The sequence below is a fragment of the Paraburkholderia sp. BL6665CI2N2 genome (genome assembly GCF_004366535.1).
Classification (GTDB): domain Bacteria; phylum Pseudomonadota; class Gammaproteobacteria; order Burkholderiales; family Burkholderiaceae; genus Paraburkholderia.
The window spans coordinates 5,332,965-5,353,191 of sequence record NZ_SORC01000001.1 but is presented as its reverse complement, the minus strand read 5'-3'; the positions used below and the strand labels follow the sequence as shown (position 1 = coordinate 5,353,191).

General features: G+C 59.9%; 27 protein-coding genes. 25 read left to right on the top strand and 2 right to left on the bottom strand.

Translation table 11 applies throughout. The features are described from left to right. The first annotated feature begins 272 nt into the window (after nt 1-272). From rplN to dsbD, 20 genes are all read left to right on the top strand, one after another. Nucleotides 273-641, top strand: a complete 369-nt coding sequence (gene rplN, locus B0G81_RS24025; protein WP_006052212.1) for a 50S ribosomal protein L14 — start codon at nt 273-275, stop codon at nt 639-641. A gap of 9 nt (nt 642-650) precedes the next feature. Then, complete coding sequence (gene rplX / locus B0G81_RS24020; protein WP_006052213.1) at nt 651-959, top strand: 50S ribosomal protein L24; 309 nt, start codon at nt 651-653, stop codon at nt 957-959. A gap of 17 nt (nt 960-976) precedes the next feature. Further along, nucleotides 977-1,516 (top strand): 50S ribosomal protein L5, encoded by a 540-nt coding sequence (gene rplE, locus B0G81_RS24015; protein ID WP_006052214.1) that lies wholly within the window; start codon nt 977-979, stop codon nt 1,514-1,516. A 7-nt stretch (nt 1,517-1,523) separates the two neighbouring features. Then, the gene (gene rpsN / locus B0G81_RS24010) at nt 1,524-1,829 is read left to right on the top strand and encodes a 30S ribosomal protein S14 (protein WP_006052215.1); all 306 of its coding nucleotides are present in this window, start codon (nt 1,524-1,526) and stop codon (nt 1,827-1,829) included. A 14-nt stretch (nt 1,830-1,843) separates the two neighbouring features. After that, a complete protein-coding gene (rpsH, locus tag B0G81_RS24005; protein WP_006052216.1) occupies nt 1,844-2,239 on the top strand; it encodes a 30S ribosomal protein S8 in 396 nt (131 codons plus the stop codon). A gap of 18 nt (nt 2,240-2,257) precedes the next feature. Beyond that, nucleotides 2,258-2,788, top strand: a complete 531-nt coding sequence (gene rplF, locus B0G81_RS24000; RefSeq protein ID WP_106284143.1) for a 50S ribosomal protein L6 — start codon at nt 2,258-2,260, stop codon at nt 2,786-2,788. A gap of 12 nt (nt 2,789-2,800) precedes the next feature. Continuing rightward, complete coding sequence (gene rplR / locus B0G81_RS23995; protein WP_012434568.1) at nt 2,801-3,166, top strand: 50S ribosomal protein L18; 366 nt, start codon at nt 2,801-2,803, stop codon at nt 3,164-3,166. 14 nt (nt 3,167-3,180) lie between these two features. After that, nucleotides 3,181-3,699 (top strand): 30S ribosomal protein S5, encoded by a 519-nt coding sequence (rpsE, locus tag B0G81_RS23990; RefSeq protein ID WP_007180127.1) that lies wholly within the window; start codon nt 3,181-3,183, stop codon nt 3,697-3,699. 10 nt (nt 3,700-3,709) lie between these two features. Continuing rightward, complete coding sequence (gene rpmD, locus B0G81_RS23985; protein ID WP_007180126.1) at nt 3,710-3,892, top strand: 50S ribosomal protein L30; 183 nt, start codon at nt 3,710-3,712, stop codon at nt 3,890-3,892. A gap of 29 nt (nt 3,893-3,921) precedes the next feature. After that, a complete protein-coding gene (gene rplO, locus B0G81_RS23980; protein ID WP_106284144.1) occupies nt 3,922-4,356 on the top strand; it encodes a 50S ribosomal protein L15 in 435 nt (144 codons plus the stop codon). Nucleotides 4,357-4,402: 46 nt separating this feature from the next. After that, nucleotides 4,403-5,749: a preprotein translocase subunit SecY gene (secY, locus tag B0G81_RS23975; protein ID WP_007180124.1), complete on the top strand. Its 1,347-nt coding sequence runs from the start codon at nt 4,403-4,405 to the stop codon at nt 5,747-5,749. Between the two features lie 8 nt (nt 5,750-5,757). Next, entirely contained in the window at nt 5,758-5,976 is a 219-nt protein-coding gene (gene infA, locus B0G81_RS23970) for a translation initiation factor IF-1 (RefSeq protein WP_004521905.1), read from the top strand. A gap of 20 nt (nt 5,977-5,996) precedes the next feature. Beyond that, nucleotides 5,997-6,113: a 50S ribosomal protein L36 gene (gene rpmJ, locus B0G81_RS23965; RefSeq protein WP_004199844.1), complete on the top strand. Its 117-nt coding sequence runs from the start codon at nt 5,997-5,999 to the stop codon at nt 6,111-6,113. 41 nt (nt 6,114-6,154) lie between these two features. Continuing rightward, nucleotides 6,155-6,520, top strand: a complete 366-nt coding sequence (rpsM, locus tag B0G81_RS23960) for a 30S ribosomal protein S13 (RefSeq protein ID WP_012434566.1) — start codon at nt 6,155-6,157, stop codon at nt 6,518-6,520. 28 nt (nt 6,521-6,548) lie between these two features. After that, nucleotides 6,549-6,953, top strand: coding sequence for a 30S ribosomal protein S11 (gene rpsK / locus B0G81_RS23955; protein ID WP_006052224.1), 405 nt, complete (start codon nt 6,549-6,551; stop codon nt 6,951-6,953). Between the two features lie 147 nt (nt 6,954-7,100). After that, complete coding sequence (rpsD, locus tag B0G81_RS23950) at nt 7,101-7,724, top strand: 30S ribosomal protein S4 (protein WP_106284146.1); 624 nt, start codon at nt 7,101-7,103, stop codon at nt 7,722-7,724. Between the two features lie 124 nt (nt 7,725-7,848). After that, a complete protein-coding gene (gene rpoA, locus B0G81_RS23945; protein WP_006052226.1) occupies nt 7,849-8,826 on the top strand; it encodes a DNA-directed RNA polymerase subunit alpha in 978 nt (325 codons plus the stop codon). A gap of 169 nt (nt 8,827-8,995) precedes the next feature. Then, the gene (rplQ, locus tag B0G81_RS23940; RefSeq protein WP_006052227.1) at nt 8,996-9,388 is read left to right on the top strand and encodes a 50S ribosomal protein L17; all 393 of its coding nucleotides are present in this window, start codon (nt 8,996-8,998) and stop codon (nt 9,386-9,388) included. A gap of 173 nt (nt 9,389-9,561) precedes the next feature. Then, nucleotides 9,562-9,888: a divalent-cation tolerance protein CutA gene (cutA, locus tag B0G81_RS23935; protein ID WP_208328616.1), complete on the top strand. Its 327-nt coding sequence runs from the start codon at nt 9,562-9,564 to the stop codon at nt 9,886-9,888. Then, nucleotides 9,881-11,743: a protein-disulfide reductase DsbD gene (gene dsbD / locus B0G81_RS23930; RefSeq protein ID WP_134138527.1), complete on the top strand. Its 1,863-nt coding sequence runs from the start codon at nt 9,881-9,883 to the stop codon at nt 11,741-11,743. The genes cutA and dsbD overlap by 8 nt, the downstream gene beginning before the upstream one ends. Before the next feature lie 193 nt (nt 11,744-11,936). On the opposite strand, the gene hemB is transcribed toward dsbD, so the two are convergent. Then, nucleotides 11,937-12,935 carry a porphobilinogen synthase gene (gene hemB, locus B0G81_RS23925; RefSeq protein WP_134138526.1) on the bottom strand — a complete coding sequence of 333 codons (999 nt, stop codon included), beginning with the start codon at nt 12,933-12,935 and terminating at the stop codon, nt 11,937-11,939. Nucleotides 12,936-13,183: 248 nt separating this feature from the next. Next, the gene (gene yihA / locus B0G81_RS23920) at nt 13,184-13,837 is read right to left on the bottom strand and encodes a ribosome biogenesis GTP-binding protein YihA/YsxC (RefSeq protein WP_134138525.1); all 654 of its coding nucleotides are present in this window, start codon (nt 13,835-13,837) and stop codon (nt 13,184-13,186) included. Between the two features lie 264 nt (nt 13,838-14,101). Here yihA and B0G81_RS23915 point away from each other — a divergent pair, with 264 nt between their 5' ends. From B0G81_RS23915 to msrQ, 5 genes are all read left to right on the top strand, one after another. After that, on the top strand, nt 14,102-14,755 hold the full coding sequence (locus B0G81_RS23915; RefSeq protein WP_106284151.1) for a c-type cytochrome: 654 nt from the start codon (nt 14,102-14,104) through the stop codon (nt 14,753-14,755). A gap of 123 nt (nt 14,756-14,878) precedes the next feature. Further along, complete coding sequence (locus B0G81_RS23910; protein ID WP_134138524.1) at nt 14,879-17,101, top strand: cytochrome c biogenesis protein ResB; 2,223 nt, start codon at nt 14,879-14,881, stop codon at nt 17,099-17,101. A gap of 4 nt (nt 17,102-17,105) precedes the next feature. Further along, nucleotides 17,106-18,311 carry a c-type cytochrome biogenesis protein CcsB gene (ccsB, locus tag B0G81_RS23905; RefSeq protein WP_134138523.1) on the top strand — a complete coding sequence of 402 codons (1,206 nt, stop codon included), beginning with the start codon at nt 17,106-17,108 and terminating at the stop codon, nt 18,309-18,311. A 189-nt stretch (nt 18,312-18,500) separates the two neighbouring features. Next, nucleotides 18,501-19,496 carry a protein-methionine-sulfoxide reductase catalytic subunit MsrP gene (gene msrP, locus B0G81_RS23900; RefSeq protein WP_134138522.1) on the top strand — a complete coding sequence of 332 codons (996 nt, stop codon included), beginning with the start codon at nt 18,501-18,503 and terminating at the stop codon, nt 19,494-19,496. An 11-nt stretch (nt 19,497-19,507) separates the two neighbouring features. Beyond that, nucleotides 19,508-20,212 carry a protein-methionine-sulfoxide reductase heme-binding subunit MsrQ gene (msrQ, locus tag B0G81_RS23895; protein WP_134138521.1) on the top strand — a complete coding sequence of 235 codons (705 nt, stop codon included), beginning with the start codon at nt 19,508-19,510 and terminating at the stop codon, nt 20,210-20,212. Nucleotides 20,213-20,227: the final 15 nt, after the last annotated feature.

The following is a 20,227-nucleotide window of genomic DNA, read 5'->3' as shown; positions in this document are numbered from 1 at the left end:
GTTGTTGAAATCGCAGTAGATTTCGCTTGCAAGACCGAGATTATTTGTTATACTCTCGGTCTTCCCTCTTTATGGGAGCCCCGTCGCGGGCGAAGTTGGTGGGGGAAGCGGATCGGGCGCCAAGTCTGTTCCGTAGGATTCACCGGATTGCGATGGCGGGTTTCGTTTGCCGTCGCTGCTGTTCATACCCAAGCAGCCGATTGGCTGACGGGACCAAGACTGACCGGGTACGCCATGGTGGTGTAACCGGATTAAGTTGGGAAAGATAAACCATGATCCAGACCGAAACTCGGCTTGAAGTGGCCGACAACACGGGTGCGCGTGAAGTCATGTGCATCAAGGTGCTCGGCGGCTCGAAGCGTCGTTATGCCAGCATTGGCGACATCATCAAGGTGACCGTCAAAGAAGCAACGCCGCGCGGGCGCGTGAAGAAAGGCGAAATTTACAACGCCGTGGTGGTTCGCACCGCCAAGGGCGTGCGCCGTCAGGACGGCTCGCTGATCAAGTTCGATGGCAACGCCGCTGTGTTGTTGAATGCCAAGCTCGAACCTATTGGCACCCGTATTTTCGGGCCTGTCACGCGCGAGTTGCGCAGCGAACGATTCATGAAGATCGTTTCGTTGGCACCTGAAGTGCTGTAAGGAGTCGCGATGAACAAGATTCGCAAAGGTGACGAAGTTATCGTCATCACCGGCAAAGATAAAGGCAAGCGCGGCGTCGTGCTGTCCGTTGGCGAGGGCAAAGTGATTGTCGAGGGTATCAACCTCGTCAAGAAACACGTCAAGCCGAACCCGATGAAGGGTACGACGGGCGGTGTTGAAGCCAAGACGATGCCGCTGCAAATTTCGAACGTCGCATTGGTCGACGCGAATGGCAAGGCGTCGCGTGTAGGCATCAAGGTCGAAGGAGACAAGAAAGTCCGTTTCCTTAAAACGACCGGTGCCGAGCTGAGCGCCTGACGCTGCGGAGTAAAAAAATGGCTCGTTTGCAAGAGTTTTACAAAGAGAAGGTTGTACCCGGCCTCATCGAGAAGTTCGGTTACAAGTCCGTGATGGAAGTGCCGCGCATCACCAAGATCACCCTGAACATGGGCCTTGGCGAAGCGGTTGCTGACAAGAAGATCATCGAAAACGCCGTTGGCGACCTGACGAAGATCGCAGGCCAGAAGCCGGTGATCACGAAGGCACGCAAGGCAATCGCTGGCTTCAAGATCCGTCAGGGCTATCCGATCGGTGCAATGGTCACGTTGCGTGGTCAGGCAATGTACGAATTTCTGGACCGTTTCGTGACGGTCGCGCTCCCCCGTGTGCGTGACTTCCGTGGTGTGTCGGGTCGTGCGTTCGATGGTCGCGGCAACTACAACATCGGTGTGAAAGAGCAGATCATTTTCCCCGAAATCGACTACGACAAGATCGACGCACTGCGTGGGCTGAACATCAGCATCACGACGACTGCGAAGACCGACGACGAAGCAAAGGCTCTGCTCGCCAGCTTCAAGTTCCCGTTCAGAAACTGAGGTTACCGTGGCTAAACTGGCACTGATCGAACGTGAAAAGAAGCGTGCTCGCCTGGCTGCTAAGTACGCTCCCAAGCGTGCTGAGCTGAAAGCGATCATCGGCGATATGAGCAAGTCGGACGAAGAGCATTACGCAGCACGTCTGGAACTGCAACAATTGCCGCGCAACTCTAACCCGACCCGTAAGCGCAATCGTTGCGCAATTACCGGTCGCCCGCGTGGCACGTTCCGTAAATTCGGGCTGGCGCGTAACAAGATTCGCGAAATCGCGTTCCGCGGCGAGATCCCTGGCCTGACCAAGGCGAGCTGGTAATAGGAGAAACGTAAATGAGCATGAGTGATCCTATCGCCGATATGCTGACTCGCATCCGCAATGCGCAGATGGTTGAGAAAGTCTCGGTGACAATGCCCTCGTCGAAAGTCAAGGTTGCGATTGCGCAGGTCCTGAAGGACGAAGGCTATATCGATGATTTCGCAGTGAAGTCCGAAGGTGCGAAGTCTGAATTGAACATCGTGTTGAAGTACTACGCCGGCCGTCCGGTTATCGAGCGCATTGAACGCGTCTCGAAGCCTGGTCTGCGTGTGTACCGCGGCCGTAACGACATCCCCGTGGTCATGAATGGCCTCGGCGTGGCAATCGTGTCGACGCCGAAGGGCGTGATGACGGACCGCAAGGCGCGTGCAACGGGCGTTGGCGGCGAAGTCATCTGCTACGTCGCTTAAGGCCGAAAGGAGAGAAACATGTCTCGAGTAGGTAAAAGCCCGGTCGCGCTGCAAGGCGCAGAAGTGGCCCTGAGCGACGATCGCATCACCGTCAAGGGCCCGCTGGGTACGATTACGCAGGCGGCAAACCGCCTCGTGAAAGTGGTGAACGACAACGGCACGCTGAATTTCGAGCCGGTTGACGCAAGCCGCGAAGCGAATGCGATGTCGGGCACGATGCGCGCACTGGTTGCGAACATGGTGAACGGCGTGACGAAGGGTTTCGAGCGCAAGCTGACGCTGGTTGGCGTCGGTTACCGCGCGCAGGCGCAAGGCGACAAGTTGAACCTGTCGCTGGGTTTCTCGCACCCTGTGGTGCACCAGATGCCGGAAGGCGTCAAGGCTGAAACCCCGACGCAAACCGAAATCGTGATCAAGGGGATCAATAAGCAACAAGTTGGCCAGGTCGCGGCAGAAGTGCGCGGCTATCGCCCGCCGGAGCCCTATAAGGGCAAGGGTGTGCGTTACGCCAATGAGGTTGTGATCCTCAAAGAAACGAAGAAGAAGTAAGGGTGCGCAATCATGGATAAGACTCAATCTCGCCTGCGCCGCGCTCGTCAGACGCGTATCAAGATCGCTGAGCTGCAGGTCGCGCGTCTCGCCGTGCATCGCACGAACACGCACATCTATGCGCAAGTGTTCTCGCCCTGCGGCACCAAGGTGCTCGCCAGCGCGTCGACGCTCGAGGCCGAAGTGCGTGCGCAACTGGCTGATCAAACGGGCAAGGGCGGCAACGTCAATGCTGCGACCTTGATCGGTAAGCGCATCGCAGAAAAGGCTAAGGCTGCCGGCATCGAATCCGTCGCCTTCGACCGTTCGGGTTTCCGTTACCACGGCCGCGTGAAAGCGCTGGCTGATGCGGCGCGCGAAGCCGGACTCAAGTTCTAAGGGAAGAATTCGTCATGGCAAAGATGCAAGCGAAAGTTCAGGCTGACGAACGCGACGACGGCCTGCGCGAAAAGATGATTTCGGTCAACCGCGTGACCAAGGTTGTGAAGGGCGGCCGGATTCTCGGTTTTGCCGCACTGACCGTGGTTGGCGACGGCGATGGCCGCATCGGCATGGGCAAGGGCAAAGCGAAGGAAGTTCCGGTTGCTGTTCAAAAGGCAATGGAACAAGCTCGCCGCAACATGTTCAAGGTGCCGCTGAAGAACGGTACGTTGCAACACGAAGTGCACGGTAAGCACGGCGCATCCGCCGTCCTCCTCGCTCCGGCGAAGGATGGTACGGGCGTGATCGCTGGTGGTCCGATGCGCGCAGTGTTCGACGTGATGGGCGTGCAAAACGTGGTTGCTAAGAGCCACGGTTCGACGAACCCGTACAACCTCGTTCGTGCAACGCTCGACGGTCTGCGCAAGCAGTCGACGCCGGGCGACATCGCGGCGAAGCGCGGCAAGTCCGTCGAAGATATTCTGGGCTAAGGTGGACACCATGTCTGATAAAACTGTCAAGGTCCAGCTCGTCAAGAGCCTGATCGGCACCCGTGAAACGCACCGTGCAACGGTGCGTGGCTTGGGTCTGCGCCGACTCAACTCGGTTAGCGAGTTGCAGGACACGCCGGCCGTGCGCGGCATGATCAACAAGGTTTCGTACCTCGTTAAGGTCATCAGCTAAGCGGCTGACCAGGACTCAAGGAGTTGATAATGGAATTGAATAACCTGAAGCCGGCTGAAGGTTCGAAGCACGCTAAGCGTCGCGTCGGCCGTGGCATCGGCTCCGGTCTGGGCAAGACGGCTGGCCGCGGTCACAAGGGTCAGAAGTCGCGTTCGGGCGGCTTTCACAAGGTTGGCTTCGAAGGCGGTCAAATGCCGCTGCAACGTCGCCTGCCGAAGCGTGGCTTCACCTCGCTGACGAAGGAATTCGTTGGTGAAGTGCGTCTCTCGGATCTGGAAAAGCTGCCGGTCGACGAGATCGATCTGTTGGCTCTGAAACAAGCCGGCCTGATTGGCGAGATGATCACGAGTGCCAAGATCATCAAGACCGGTGAGTTGAAGCGCAAGATTGTCGTGAAAGGTCTGGGTGCGACGAAGGGTGCGCGCGCTGCTGTCGAAGCAGCTGGCGGCTCGTTCGCCGAGTAACGCGCAAGTTATTTGCCGTCACTAGCATTTGCATCGGAGAAGGTACTTGGCTAACAGCCCGAGTCTCGCAAAACCCGGTCGCAGCGCGGCGAAGTTTGGCGATCTGCGTCGGCGGGCAGTGTTCCTGCTGCTGGCGCTGATCGTCTACCGTATCGGCGCGCATATTCCGGTGCCGGGTATTGACCCGGACCAACTGGCAAAGTTGTTCCAAAGTCAGTCGGGCGGCATCCTTGGCATGTTCAACATGTTCTCGGGTGGCGCGCTATCGCGGTTCACGATTTTTGCGCTGGGGATCATGCCGTACATTTCGGCGTCGATCATCATGCAGCTGTTGGCAATCGTCTCGCCACAACTCGAAGCGCTGAAAAAGGAAGGGCAGGCGGGTCAACGGAAGATTACGCAGTACACGCGTATCTTTACGGTCCTGCTGGCGACGTTCCAGGCGTTCGGCATTGCCGTCGCGTTGGAAAATCAGCCGGGCCTGGTGATCGATCCGGGGATGGTTTTTCGGTTGACGACGGTCGTGACGCTGGTGACCGGCACGATGTTCCTGATGTGGCTGGGTGAGCAGATCACGGAGCGCGGGCTTGGCAACGGCATCTCGATCATTATTTTCGGCGGGATTGCAGCGGGTTTCCCGAATGCGATCGGTGGTCTCGTTTCACTGGTGCAAACCGGTTCGATGAGCCCGATATCCGCGATTATCGTCGTCGCGCTGATTGCTGCTGTTACGTATCTGGTGGTGTTCATCGAACGCGGCCAGCGCAAGATTCTTGTGAATTACGCGAAGCGGCAAGTCGGTAACAAGATTTACGGCGGACAGTCTTCGCATCTGCCGCTGAAGTTGAATATGTCGGGCGTGATTCCGCCGATCTTTGCGTCGTCGATCATTCTCTTCCCGGCAACTATCCTGAACTGGTTTAGTTCGGGGTCGCGTACCAGCTGGTTCGCAGACACGTTGCACAACGTGGCGGAGGCCCTCAAGCCCGGCCAACCTGTGTACGTGTTGCTGTACGCGTTGGCGATCGTTTTCTTCTGTTTTTTCTACACCGCATTGGTGTTCAACAGCAGAGAGACGGCCGACAACCTGAAAAAGAGTGGCGCTTTCGTCCCAGGCATCCGCCCGGGCGATCAAACAGCGCGATACATCGACCGCATCCTGACGCGTCTGACGCTGGCCGGTGCGATCTACATCGTGTTTGTTTGTCTGCTGCCCGAGTTTCTGGTGCTGCGCTGGAACGTGCCGTTTTATTTTGGTGGAACGTCGCTGCTGATCATTGTCGTCGTCACAATGGATTTCATGGCGCAGGTGCAGTCGTACGTTATGTCGCAACAGTATGAATCGCTGCTGAAGAAAGCTAATTTCAAAGGCGGCGGCGTCCCGATGCGTTGAAAGGACTTATGGCCAAAGACGATGTTATCCAGATGCAGGGTGAAGTCATCGAAAACCTGCCTAACGCTACCTTCAGGGTGAAGCTGGAAAACGGCCATGTCGTATTGGGACACATATCCGGCAAGATGCGGATGCACTACATCCGAATCTTGCCTGGCGACAAGGTGACGGTTGAATTGACGCCTTACGATCTGTCGCGTGCGCGGATCGTGTTCCGGGCGAAGTGATTTGAAAAAAGGGTAATATCATGAAAGTGATGGCATCGGTTAAGCGCATTTGCCGCAATTGCAAGATCATCAAGCGCAAAGGCGTTGTGCGCGTGATTTGCAGCTCTGATCCGCGCCACAAACAGCGTCAAGGCTGAACGCCGCGCTTTTTGCTGCGCTTTTTGTTTGAGGAAAAACAATGGCTCGTATCGCAGGGGTTAACATCCCGAATCACCAGCATACCGAAATCGGCCTGACGGCTATTTACGGTGTCGGCCGCACGCGCTCGCGCGACATCTGCGTCGCTGCTGGTGTGGCATTTTCGAAGAAGGTCAAAGACCTGAACGACGCAGACCTCGAAAAGCTGCGTGAAGAAGTCGGCAAGTTCATCGTTGAAGGCGATCTGCGCCGTGAAACGACGATGAACATCAAGCGCCTGATGGATCTCGGCTGCTACCGTGGCGTTCGGCATCGTAAGGGCTTGCCCCTGCGCGGCCAACGTACGCGTACGAATGCCCGTACGCGCAAGGGTCCGCGTCGTGCAGCGCAATCGCTGAAGAAGTAAGCGGAACTGACAGTTACAGGAAAACGTAATGGCTAAGGCTTCGAACAACTCCGCGGCGCAACGCGTTCGCAAGAAGGTCAAGAAGAACGTCGCCGAGGGCGTGGTTCACGTTCACGCGTCGTTCAACAACACCATCATCACGATCACCGATCGTCAAGGCAATGCACTTGCTTGGGCAACGTCGGGTGGTCAAGGCTTCAAGGGTTCGCGCAAATCGACCCCGTTTGCAGCCCAGGTGGCGGCCGAATCGGCTGGCCGCGTGGCGATGGAATACGGCGTGAAGAACCTCGAAGTGCGGATCAAGGGCCCCGGTCCTGGCCGTGAGTCGGCGGTGCGCGCGTTGCATGGTCTTGGTATCAAGATCACGGCGATCTCCGACGTGACCCCGGTCCCGCACAACGGCTGCCGTCCGCCGAAGCGTCGTCGTATCTAAGACGCCGATTTTGCTAGCGCCTGTTGCCGCCTTGGGCGGCGGCAGGCTGCTTGCGTTATTGAATTGACTAAGCCCACCGTTCGACCCAAAGGGTTCGGACTAGCGCGAATGCATGCATCCGCGTGATCAATCAACAAAGGAATCAACGTGGCACGTTATATCGGCCCTAAGGCCAAGCTGTCCCGCCGTGAAGGCACTGACCTCTTCCTGAAGAGCGCCCGTCGTTCGCTCGCTGACAAGTGCAAACTTGACAGCAAGCCCGGCCAACACGGCCGCACCTCGGGCGCACGTACGTCCGACTACGGCACGCAGCTGCGCGAAAAGCAAAAAGTGAAGCGCATCTACGGTGTCCTCGAGCGTCAATTCCGTCGTTACTTCGCCGAAGCTGACCGCCTGAAGGGCAACACGGGTGAAAACCTGCTGCAATTGCTCGAATCGCGCCTGGACAACGTCGTGTACCGCATGGGCTTCGGCTCGACGCGCGCTGAAGCGCGTCAGCTCGTGAGCCACAAGGCGATCGTCGTGAACGGCGTGGTGTCGAACATCCCTTCGATGCAAGTGAAGGCTGGCGACGTCGTCGCAGTGCGCGAAACGAAGAAGAAGCAGGCGCGTATTCTCGAAGCGCTGTCGCTGGCTGAGCAAGGCGGTCTGCCGAGCTGGGTCGCTGTCGATTCGAAGAAGTTCGAAGGCACGTTCAAGCAAAAGCCGGAACGCAGCGACATCGCTGGCGATATCAACGAAAGCCTGATCGTCGAATTGTATTCGCGGTAATCGGATTAACGGCCGGGGTACCCTGATTGCGCTGAGCAAGGGGGCGCCTCGGCTGTTTATTTTCAGGTTGTTACCGGTCAGCCTTATCGGTGTAACGAGCCGAGGGTATTGAAAAGGAAAACCTATGCAAACCAGTTTGTTGAAGCCCAAGATCATCGCTGTTGAATCGCTTGGTGAGAGCCATGCGAAAGTGGTCATGGAACCGTTTGAACGCGGTTACGGCCACACCTTGGGTAACGCGCTCCGGCGCGTGCTGCTGTCGTCGATGATCGGCTACGCGCCGACCGAAGTGACGATCGCAGGCGTCGTACATGAGTATTCGACGCTCGACGGTGTGCAAGAGGATGTGGTCAACCTGTTGTTGAACCTGAAGGGCGTGGTCTTCAAGCTGCACAACCGTGATGAAGTGACGGTTACGCTGCGCAAGGAAGGCGAAGGCGTTGTCACCGCTGGCGACATCGAACTCGCGCACGATTGCGAAGTGATCAACCCGGATCACGTGATTGCGCATCTGTCGAAGGGCGGCAAGCTCGACGTGCAGATCAAGGTCGAAAAGGGCCGCGGCTATGTGCCGGGCAATGTGCGTCGTTATGGCGAAGAGTCGGCCAAGATCATCGGTCGCATCGTGCTGGACGCGTCGTTCTCGCCGGTTCGCCGTGTGAGCTACGCCGTTGAAAGCGCTCGCGTCGAACAGCGTACCGACCTCGACAAGCTCGTGATGAACATCGAAACGAACGGTGTGATTTCGCCGGAAGAAGCGATCCGTCAATCGGCGCGCATTCTGGTCGATCAACTGTCGGTCTTCGCTGCACTGGAAGGCACCGAAGCAACGGCGGAAGCGCCGTCGCGCGCGCCGCAGATCGATCCGATCCTGCTGCGTCCGGTGGATGATCTCGAACTGACGGTTCGTTCCGCGAACTGCCTGAAGGCCGAGAACATTTACTACATCGGCGACCTGATCCAGCGCACGGAAAACGAGTTGCTGAAGACGCCGAACCTGGGCCGCAAGTCGCTGAACGAAATCAAGGAAGTACTGGCGTCGCGTGGTTTGACGCTCGGCATGAAACTTGAAAACTGGCCGCCGGCTGGTCTGGACAAGTAATCCCGGGACAGAACCCGCCGCTGCACTGGCAAAGACGCGGATTTTCCTTTAAAATCCGCGTCTTGTCTTTTTTCACTACCGGCCCGTGCACTCGCTACCGTTGGGAAACCGCAGGTAGTTCGAGCGCGATAGAAGAGCTGGACCAAAACTTTGAATCGAAGGAATTAACATGCGTCACCGTCATGGTTTGCGGAAACTGAACCGCACGAGCAGCCACCGTCTGGCTATGCTCCGTAATATGTCCAACTCGCTGATCGAGCACGAAGTCATCAAGACCACGCTGCCGAAAGCAAAAGAACTCCGTAAGGTTGTCGAGCCGCTGATCACGCTCGGCAAGAAGCCGTCGCTGGCAAATCGTCGTCTGGCGTTCAACCGCCTGCGCGATCGTGACTCGGTCACGAAGCTGTTCGAAGTTCTGGGCCCGCGTTACGCTACCCGTCCGGGCGGCTACCTGCGCGTCCTGAAGTTCGGCTTCCGCGTCGGCGACAACGCTCCGATGGCACTGGTCGAATTGCTCGACCGTCCGGAAGTTGAAGAAGTCGAAGTGCAAGAAGCTGAATAAGCTTCCGAGCATCTTAAAAAGCCAGGCGCCAAGCCTGGCTTTTTTGTTTGTAGCGTCAGGCGTTGGCAGCGGCCATCCGCCGCGTGGTCGCTGCGGAGCGGTCTGCGGGCAGGCAAGGCCAGGTGATACGATATCGGCACCTGAATCGTGCCTTGCCGGAGCCATCTGTGAGCGTGAATGTGACCTTGATTCTGACGACGGTGCCGGATGCCGCCGTGGCCCAGAAGCTTGCTGCGGATGCTCTGGCCATGCGGCTATGCGCCTGTGTCACGCAATTAGACTCCGTGCAGTCCAGCTACCACTGGCAGGGTGCGGTTGAGACCGCGCAGGAGATCCAGTTGCTGTTCAAGACCAGCGCGGCACGCGTGCTTGAACTCGAGCAGTACATTCAGGCTCACCATCCCTACGACACGCCGGAAATCCTCTCATGGCAAGCGACGGCGTCGGCCGCGTACGGCCAGTGGATCATTGCTGAAACCCAACGTCCTCTCCATGTTTAACGGCCTCGACCGGCGCGCGCGCAATGCGCTGCGCACCGCATTCTTTCTGCTCGGCTGCCTGATCTTCGCGCAGTTCGGCACGCTCGCCCGCGCGGCGGACGATTTCCTGGATCCCGCGGTCGCGTTCAAATTCAGCGCGTCGGAGAAGGCCGGCGAAGTCGACGTGACCTACAAAATCGCCGACGGCTACTACATGTACCGCGAGCGCTTCGCGTTCGCGACGCGCAACGGCACGACCACGATCGGCGAGCCGCAATTGCCGGCCGGCCACATCAAGTTCGATCAGACCTTTAACAAGAACGTCGAGACGTATCGGAACGAACTGACCATCCGGATTCCTGTAAAACAGGTGGCTGGACCGTTCGATCTGGCGGTGACGTCGCAAGGCTGTGCCGATGCGGGCATCTGCTATCCGCCGATGGAGCGCGTGTATCACGTAACCGGCGCAGCACTTCAACTGGCCGGCAGCGCGGCCGCTCCGGCAACCACCGTCCCCGCGGGCACCTCATGGTACGACCGCGCTACCAGCGCCGATTACGCGCAGTCGCTGCTGCAAGGCGGCGGCTTCTTCGCGATCGTCGGGCTCTTTTTCGTCGCCGGCGCCGTGCTCAGCCTGCTCCCCTGTTCGTATCCGATGATTCCGATTCTCTCGGCGATCATCATCGGCGAAGGCGCGCGCGTGACGCGTGCCCGCGGACTCGCGCTGTCGCTCGCCTATGTCATCGGCATGGCGCTCGTGTATACGGCGCTCGGTATCGCCGCTGCGTTGGTCGGGCAGAGTCTCGGCGCATGGCTGCAGAATCCGTGGGTACTTGGCGCATTCGGCGTACTTTTGACCATTTTTGCGCTGACCCTGATTGCGGGTGTCGACATCGCGCTGCCGCAGAGTTGGCAGGACGGCGTTTCACACGCGTCGTCCAGACGCTCCGGCGGTAAGTTTGCGGCTGTTGCCGTGATGGGCGCGCTGTCGGCGTTGGTGGTCGGCGCGTGCACGACCGCACCGCTCTTTGCAGTGCTGGCGTTCATTGCGCATACGGGCGACGCGGTGCTCGGTGGCGCGGCGCTGTTCTCGATGGGGCTGGGTCTAGGCGTGCCGCTGCTGATCCTCGGTTTTGGCGCGGGCACGCTGCTGCCGCGTGCCGGCGCATGGATGGACGGCGTCAAGGTTTTCTTCGGCGTCGTGCTGCTTGCGGCCGCGTTATGGATCGTTTGGCCGGTGCTCGGCGCGACGGCGACGATGCTGCTGAGCGCTCTCTGGTTGCTGGTCGCCTCGGCCTCTCTCGGCTTATTTTCGGCACCCGCTGCGCAGGCTTCCGTGTGGCGCAGGCTTGGCCGAGGCTTGGGCGCTGCGCTCGCTATCTGGGCTGCAGTCCTGCTGGTTGGTCTGGCGGCGGGCTCCTCGGATCCGCTGCGCCCGCTTGCCGTGCTGGCGGCGCGTGGCGGGGAAGCGGGTGTCGCGAGCGCGTCGAATAAGCCGGACAGCGCGCCGCAGGGCGATCTGACGTTCGCGCCGGTTCGCTCATCGAATGAACTCGACCAGGCCGTCAAAACGGCTGCACAGCCCGCCATGCTCGATTTCTACGCGGACTGGTGCGTCAGCTGCAAGGAAATGGAGAAATTCACCTTCAGCGACCCGCGCGTTCAGGCGAAATTGAAGCAGATGAACCTGCTGCGCGCCGATGTGACCGCGAACAACTCTGACGATCGAATGCTGCTCAAGCGCTTCAGCCTGTTTGGTCCGCCGGGGATCATCTTTTTCGATCAGCGTGGCAAGGAAGTGCTGCGCGTCGTGGGATACGAGTCCGCGGATAAATTCTTGCGCAGTCTGGATCGGGCGAATGCGCCCGGCGCGTAACGGGTAGCGGCTGGTCGGTCGCGCCGTCTGCCGCGTCCGGTGTGCGGCCGCGACGATCGACTGCCAGTCAAGCGCAAGGCAATCTTGCTCGAAGCAGACTGACCGCGAAATCTTGAAAAAAAACGGAGGCACGACACAACGTCGTCCTCCGTCCATTGCAGCGCTCGAACGCCCCGCAAGGCGTCTCGTCAGGTCACTTCTGCGAACGCAAAATCCGCGCGGCATCCAGCGCGAAATAGGTCAGCACCCCGTCCGCGCCCGCCCGCTTGAACGCCAGCAGCGATTCCATCATCGCCTTGTCGTGATCGAGCCAGCCGTTCTGCGCGGCCGCTTTCAGCATCGCGTATTCGCCGCTCACCTGATACACGTACGTCGGGAACCGGAACTCATCCTTCACGCGGCGCACGATATCCAGATACGGCATGCCGGGCTTGACCATCACCATGTCCGCGCCTTCGTCGATGTCCGCTTGCACTTCGCGCAGCGCTTCATTCGAATTGGCCGGGTCCATCTGGTAGGTCATCTTGTTGCTTTTACCAAGGTTCGTTGCGGAACCGACGGCGTCGCGAAACGGGCCGTAAAACGCCGACGCGAACTTGGCCGCATAAGCCATGATGCGGGTGTGGACAAGACCTTCGCTCTCGAACATTTCGCGGATCGCGCCGATGCGGCCGTCCATCATGTCCGACGGCGCGACGATATCGACCCCCGCTTCAGCCTGCGCACGCGCCTGTTCGACCAGAATCTCGACGGTCTCATCGTTGATGACATAGCCGGCTTCGTCGAGCACGCCGTCCTGGCCGTGGCTCGTGTACGGGTCGAGCGCCACGTCGGTGAGCACGCCCAGTTCGGGGAAATTTTTCTTCAGTTCGCGAACCGCGCGCGGGATCAAACCCGCCGGGTGGGTCGCTTCGCGCCCATCGGGCGTTTTCAGCGACGGCTCGATCGCCGGAAACAGCGACAGCACGGGCACGCCAAGTTCGACGCATTGTTCAGCCACACCCATCAGCAGATCGACCGACACGCGTTCGACGCCAGGCATCGATGGCACGGCTTGCCGCACATTGGTGCCTTCGACGATAAAGACTGGATAAATCAGATCGTTGGTGGTGAGGATGTTTTCCCGCATCAGACGGCGCGAAAAGTCGTCGCGGCGCATGCGGCGCGGACGGTGGTGCGGATAGAAGCTCATAGCGAATCGAGGAAACGTGGATGTGTGGAGTGGACAAGTAACGCGTGCCTCCGCTCCCGGAAACTTTTCGAGACAATGGTATATCATACCGATCGAGCAAGGCGCCTTGCGCTGACCTCCCCGCTTCTCCTCCCTGAGCGGGTGCCTGTCGTTTTTCGATTAGGCTGTTTGACCCGCCGTTAAAGCGGCGGGTTTTTTTATGGGCGGCCGGAATAGCGCTTTTGTCCTCGCCCGAGACGCCAACTCGCTTACTGAGCGGCGTCCGTTTCGCCCTTGTCTTCGGGGATCAGCCAGCTCTCGATCAGCTCGTGCGCTTCGTCGATGCCGACGCGTTTGAGCGCGGAGAACAGCTGGGCGGTCAGTTCGCCCTGGTAGCCGGCGGTGCGGTACTCGGCCAGACCTTTCTGCGTCGCGCGCAACGCGTTTATGCTTTCCTGGCGCGTCAATTTGTCGCACTTGGTGAGGAGCGTGTGGATCGGCTTGCCGGTCGGCGCGAACCACTCGATCATGCGGCGATCCAGATCCGTCAGCGGGCGGCGCGAGTCCATCATCAGGATCATGCCGCGCAGTTGCGAGCGCGATTGCAGATAGGTGGACAGCAGCGCTTCCCAATGCGCCTTGGCGGCGCCCGGCACTTCCGCGTAGCCATAGCCCGGCAGATCGACCAGATGCGCGGTCGGCTCGTCCGCCTTGCCCACCGAAAAGTAATTGATATGCTGGGTGCGTCCCGGCGTTTTACTGGCGAAGGCCAGCCGCTTCTGATTGCACAGAATATTGATGGCCGTCGACTTGCCCGCGTTCGAGCGCCCCGCAAAGCAGATTTCGGGTTGCGAAGTGGCCGGCAGATCACGCAAGTGATTGACGGTCGTGAAAAAGCGGGATTGGTGGAGCAGGAAGGACATGATCAGGCCAAGATTCGAGACGCCGGGGAACCCGGAGTGGGGACGGGTCAAGCCCGACTGGCGTCTTAGCGATTAGCGAGTTATTGTACAATACGATGGTTTACTGAAAACCTGAGGGGGCCAGCCCACGTGCCTTGGCGGCTCCTGGCGGTCACTCGGTCGCCGTCGTGTTTTGCAAAACCTTCAAGAAAACGCCGGGCCTGGCGCACAGCGACAGGTTTAGGGGCTCTCTAAAAATCCCACAAGACGAGACAGGGTGTGCGAATGAATCGACTGAGCAAGACTCTGATGGTGCTTCATGTAGCGGCAGGTCTTTCAGGTTTGGCAATTCAGGCACGAGCAGCAGAACCGGCAAAGCCGGACGTCAATCGGGGGCAGGCAATCGCGGTGCAGGTATGCGCGTCATGTCACGGGGCAGACGGCAACAGCGCCGGCGGCGCATATCCGAAGCTGGCGGGCCAGCACCCTGAGTATCTCGTCAAGCAACTCAAGGACTTCAAGATCCAGCCGGGCGCCAAGCAGCCAGCGCGCAACAATGCGATCATGGCGGGCATGGCGGCGGCGCTGTCCGATCAGGATATGGTCAACGTCGCGGCCTATTTCGCGGCGCAGACCCCGAAGCCTGGCTACGCGCACAACAAAGACACCGTTCCGCTAGGGCAGAAGATTTATCGCGGCGGGATCGCCGACAAGGGCGTGCCGGCGTGTGCAAGCTGTCACGGACCGACCGGGCAGGGGATTCCGTCGCAGTATCCGCGGCTGTCGGGGCAGTGGGCGGAATACACGGTGGCGCAGTTGCTGGCGTTCACGCAAGGTCCAGGCGCACGTAACAACAACGAGCCGATGCATGCGATCGCAACGCGTCTGTCGGATAGCGAGATCAAGGCAGTGGCCGATTACATCGCGGGCTTGCACTAGGATAGAGTGCCCCCGCACGCAAGTGCAACCGGCCCGGCGAGGTCGGTACAAAACAAGAAAAGGGTGAGGGCGTCGTGCCTACGACAGCCCTTCACCCTTTTTTGCTGTTCAGTCGGAGTATGAATGAGCGTCACCACGTCGGGTTTGCAGTCCAAGTCGGGCAATCGCGTCATGCGCAGCGTCGTCGAAGTCTTGAGTTCGATGCGTTTTGCCATCTCGTTGCTCGTGATTCTGTCGATCGCCAGCATCATCGGCACCGTCCTCACGCAGGACGATCCGTATCCCAATTACGTCAATCAGTTCGGCCCGTTCTGGGCGGACATCTTCCGTTCGCTGAGCCTGTACACGGTGTACAGCTCATGGTGGTTCATGCTGATTCTCGGCTTCCTGATGGTATCGGTGTCGCTGTGCGTGATCCGCAATGCGCCGAAAATGGTCGCCGACGTAAAGAGCTGGAAGGACAAGGTCCGCGAGGGCAGCCTGCGCGCGTTCCATCACAAGGGCGAATTCGCGGTGCACGCAACTCGCGCGCAGACCGCGGCGTTGCTCGCAAGGCTCTCGGCGAAGCTCGGCTACAAGTTCGTGACCCGTGAGTCCGACGGCGCGACCCTGATCGCCGCCAAACGCGGCGCGCTGACCAAGTTCGGCTACATCTCTGCTCACCTCGCGATCGTGGTGATCTGCCTCGGCGGCCTGCTCGACAGTAATCTGCCGATCAAGCTGCAAATGTGGCTGTTCGACAAGTCGCCGATCCGCGCCAACACGGTGATCAACGACATCACGCCGGATCATCGTCTGTCGCAGTCCAATCCGACATTCCGCGGCTACGCGTGGGTGCCGGAAGGCCAGCACGTGTCCACGGCGATTCTCAACCAACCCGACGGCTCGCTGATCCAGGACCTGCCGTTTTCGATCGAACTGAACAAGTTCATCGTCGATTACTACTCGACGGGCATGCCGAAGCTGTTCGCGAGCGACATCGTCGTGGTCGACCACAAGACGGGCGCGCGCGTGCCGGCGCGCGTCGAAGTGAACAAGCCGTTCACCTACGACGGCGTGTCGATCTACCAGTCGAGCTTCCAGGACGGCGGCTCGCAGATGCAGATGACGGCCTACCCGATGAGCGGCGCGAGCGCGAAAACCGCGCCGTTCGGCGGCACGATCGGCGGCAACGCGCCATTGAGCACGGCCACGCCGCTCGCCGACGGCCAAACGGTCGAATTCACCGATTTCCGCGCGATCAACGTCGAGAACATCCAGAACGGCAGCGGCCAGACCGACGCCCGCGGTGTCGCGGCGCACCGCACGCTGAAAGAAGCGTTCGACGAGCGCCTCGGCTCCGGCGCGAAGACCTCGAAGCCGCTCGACCTGCACAACGTCGGCCCGTCGGTGCAATACAAGGTGCGTGACAAGGACGGCCAGGCGCGCGAGTACAACAACTACATGCTGCCGGTCGACGTGTCCGGCGAAAAGATGTTCCTCGCCGGCATGCGCCTGAACCCGGACGATCCGTTCCGCTATCTGCGCATTCCCGCCGACAGCGGCGGCACCGTGAAGGAATGGATGAACCTGCGCGCCACACTCGAGGATCCGGCCATGCGCGCTGCGGCGGCGCACAGTTTCGCGCTGCGCTCGGTGCCCGGCTCGAATGCCGAACTGCAACAGCATCTGGAAGAAAGCGCGCTGCGCGTGCTGACCCTTTTTGCCGGAGCGGATAACAGCATCAAGATGCCGAACGGTCAGACGGTCGGTGGCTTCCAGGCGATCGCCGGGTTTATCGACCATTCGGTGCCCAAGGGTGAGCAGGAAAAGGCCGCCGGCCTGCTGCTGCGCATGCTGGAAGGCTCCACGTGGGACCTGTATCAACTGTCCCGCCAGCAACTCGGCGAGCCGGAGGCGACGGCCAATTCGGACGCCAGCCGCTTCATCCAAAGCTCGATCAACGCGATATCCGACAGCTTTTTGTATGGATCGCCGGTCTATTTACAACTTGACTCATTCAAGCAGGTGCAAGCTTCGGTATTTCAGTTGACGCGCGCACCGGGCAAAAAAGTCGTGTATCTTGGCAGCCTGCTCCTCGTGTTGGGCATCTTTTCGATGTTCTACGTTCGCGAACGGCGCCTCTGGTTCTGGCTCAAAGACACTGCGCACGGCACGAATGTCGTGATGGCAATGTCGAGCGCACGCAAGACGCTCGACTTCGAGAAAGAGTTCGTTCAGACGCGCGACGCGGTAGGCGCGGCGCTGGGCGCCAAACTCGTTGAAGCACCCGACGACGCCGGCGCATTCGCTCAATCCGGCAACGCCGGCGCGCCGTCCGCAAGCTCACAAGATTCGACCCGGTAAGATCATGGACTTGACTCAGGTTTCCCAATCTCCCTCCTCGCGGCCCCACAAGGCGCTGGCAGGCGAGTCGCTCAACGTCGGCGAGTACGACGAACGGCCGTTCCTGAGACGGCTCGGTATCGTCGACTGGCTGTTTGCCCTCGCGATGGTCGCGGGCGCCGGGTTTGCGTTGTCGCGCTATCACCCGTTCATGAACTACTACGACAAGCTGGTGCTCTGCTGCGCCGTGCCGGTTTTCGTGGTGCTCGGCTGGCGCTGGAAACCGGTGCGTCCGCTGATGGTGGGCATCGCCGCGCTGTCGCTGCTGGCCATCCAGATCTACCACGGCGATCTGAGCCGCGCGGACAACGCCTTCTTCCTCAAGTATTTCCTGTCGAGCCAGTCCGCGATTCTGTGGATGAGCGCACTCTTCGTGTTCGCCACGGTGTTCTACTGGATCGGCCTGCTGTCGCGCTCGCCGACCGGCGCCGCGATCGGCTCGAAAATGACGTGGGCGGCGGTGGTGATGGGCTTTGTCGGCCTGATGGTGCGCTGGTACGAGTCGTACCTGATCGGCGCGGACGTCGGCCATATTCCTATCTCGAACCTGTACGAAGTGTTCGTGCTGTTCAGCCTGATCACCGCGCTGTTCTATCTGTACTACGAGCAGCACTACAACACCCGCGCGCTCGGCGCGTTCGTGTTGCTGGTGATCGGCGCCGCAGTCGGGTTCCTGATGTGGTACTCGGTGGCGCGCGACGCGCAGCAGATCCAGCCGCTGGTTCCTGCGCTGCAAAGCTGGTGGATGAAGATTCACGTGCCGGCGAACTTTATTGGCTATGGCAGCTTCGCGCTGTCGGCCATGGTGGGTGTCGCGTATCTGGCGAAAGAGCGCGGCATTCTGGCCGATCGCCTGCCGGCGCTCGAAGTGCTCGACGACGTGATGTACAAATCGATCGCCGTCGGTTTCGCGTTCTTCACGATCGCCACGATTCTCGGCGCGCTGTGGGCCGCTGAAGCCTGGGGCGGCTATTGGAGCTGGGATCCGAAGGAAACGTGGGCGCTGATCGTCTGGCTGAACTATGCAGCCTGGCTGCACATGCGCCTGATGAAGGGCCTGCGCGGCGCGGTCGCGGCTTGGTGGGCGCTGACCGGTCTGCTGGTGACGACCTTCGCGTTCCTCGGCGTCAACATGTTCCTGTCGGGCCTGCATAGCTACGGCAAGCTGTAAGATCTGCCGCGCTGAAACGACTAAAGACCGCCGCGTGCTTCGCACCGGCGGTTTTTTTATGGCCGATGGAATATTGGCTGCATCCAAAGTGTTCGCCCTCAGAGTACCTACAGATGGCTGGACAGACGACCGATCATCAATATGGCCCCTTAAGATGTACAGACCGACGGGCCGGCAAGGAGCAGCACGATGTGGATCAAGCGTAGCGACAGAATTCAATTGAATGGCGACGACATCGCGCGCAGCGAAATCACGCCGCAGCACGTCTTTCAGAACCGGCGGCGCGTGTTGCAGGCGGCCGGCGCGGTGGCGCTCGGCAGTCTGATCGGAGTGAACGGCGAGGCGCTGGCGGCTTACACGTCGCCGGACCCGAAGGCGCAGAAGCTGGCGGCTAAGACCAACGCCAAATTCGTCGCGCTCGACAAAATCACACCGTTCAAGGACATCACCACGTACAACAACTTCTACGAGTTCGGCACCGACAAGGCCGATCCCGCGCACAACGCCGGGACGCTGCGGCCGCATCCGTGGAAGGTGAGCGTCGAGGGCGAGATCAAGAATCCGAAGGTCTACGACATCGACGAGTTACTCAAGCTCGCGCCGCTTGAAGAGCGCGTGTACAGAATGCGCTGCGTCGAAGGGTGGTCGATGGTGATTCCGTGGATCGGCGTGCCGCTCGCGGAACTGATCAAGCGCGTTCAGCCGACGGGCAACGCTAAATACGTGCAATTCATCACGCTCGCCGATCCGTCGCAAATGCCCGGACTGTCGACGCCCGTGCTCGATTGGCCGTACTCCGAAGGGCTGCGCATGGACGAAGCGATGAATCCGCTGACATTGCTGACGATGGGCCTCTACGGCGAGGTGCTGCCCAATCAGAACGGCGCGCCGGTGCGCGTCGTGGTGCCTTGGAAATATGGCTTCAAGAGCGCGAAGTCGCTGGTGAAGATCCGCTTCCTCGACAAGCAGCCGCCGACCAGCTGGAACACGTATGCATCGAGCGAATATGGGTTTTACTCGAACGTGAATCCGAACGTCGATCATCCGCGTTGGAGTCAGGCGACCGAGCGTCGTATCGGCGAAGACGGTTTCTTCACGCCCAAGCGCAAGACGTTGATGTTCAACGGCTACGGCGATCAGGTCGCGTCGCTGTATCAGGGCATGGACCTGAAGAAGAATTTCTGAGCGGCGCGAACATGGCTTCCTCTGAGACGCAATCCGCCACGCACACCGAACGCAAAGCGCCGCGCGCGCAGGTGTCCGCCACAACAACGACGGCAAAGCGGCCCGCAACCGGCGCGCGCTGGATCGTGCCGGCCAAGATCGCGGTATTCATCGCCGCGTGGTATCCGCTCGCGCGCATCGTGCTGTTCGGCGTGACTGACCGGCTAGGCGCGAATCCGATCGAGTTCATCACGCGCTCTACCGGTCTCTGGACGCTCGTCTTCCTCTGCATCACGCTGGCCGTGACGCCGTTGCGCAGACTCACCGGCATTGCCGCGTTCGTGCGCTTTCGCCGCATGCTCGGGCTCTATGCGTTCTTCTACGCGACGCTGCATTTCACCACTTACCTCTGGTTCGACAAGTGGTTCGACGTCGCCGCGATCATCAAGGACATCGGCAAGCGGCCGTTCATCATGGTGGGCTTCGCGGCGTTCGTGTTGCTGATCGCGTTGGCCGTAACGTCGCCGCGTGCGATGGTGCGCAAGCTCGGACGTCGCTGGCAAATGCTGCATCGTTCCATCTACGCGATCGGCGCGCTCGCGATCCTGCACTTCTGGTGGATGAAGGCCGGCAAACACGATCTGATCCTGCCGAAGATTTACGGCGCGATCATGGTGGCGTTGCTCGGCTGGCGTTTGATCGTGTGGCTGCGTGACAGAAAGTTGAAGACGCGCTGACGGGCGTTGGTGCGC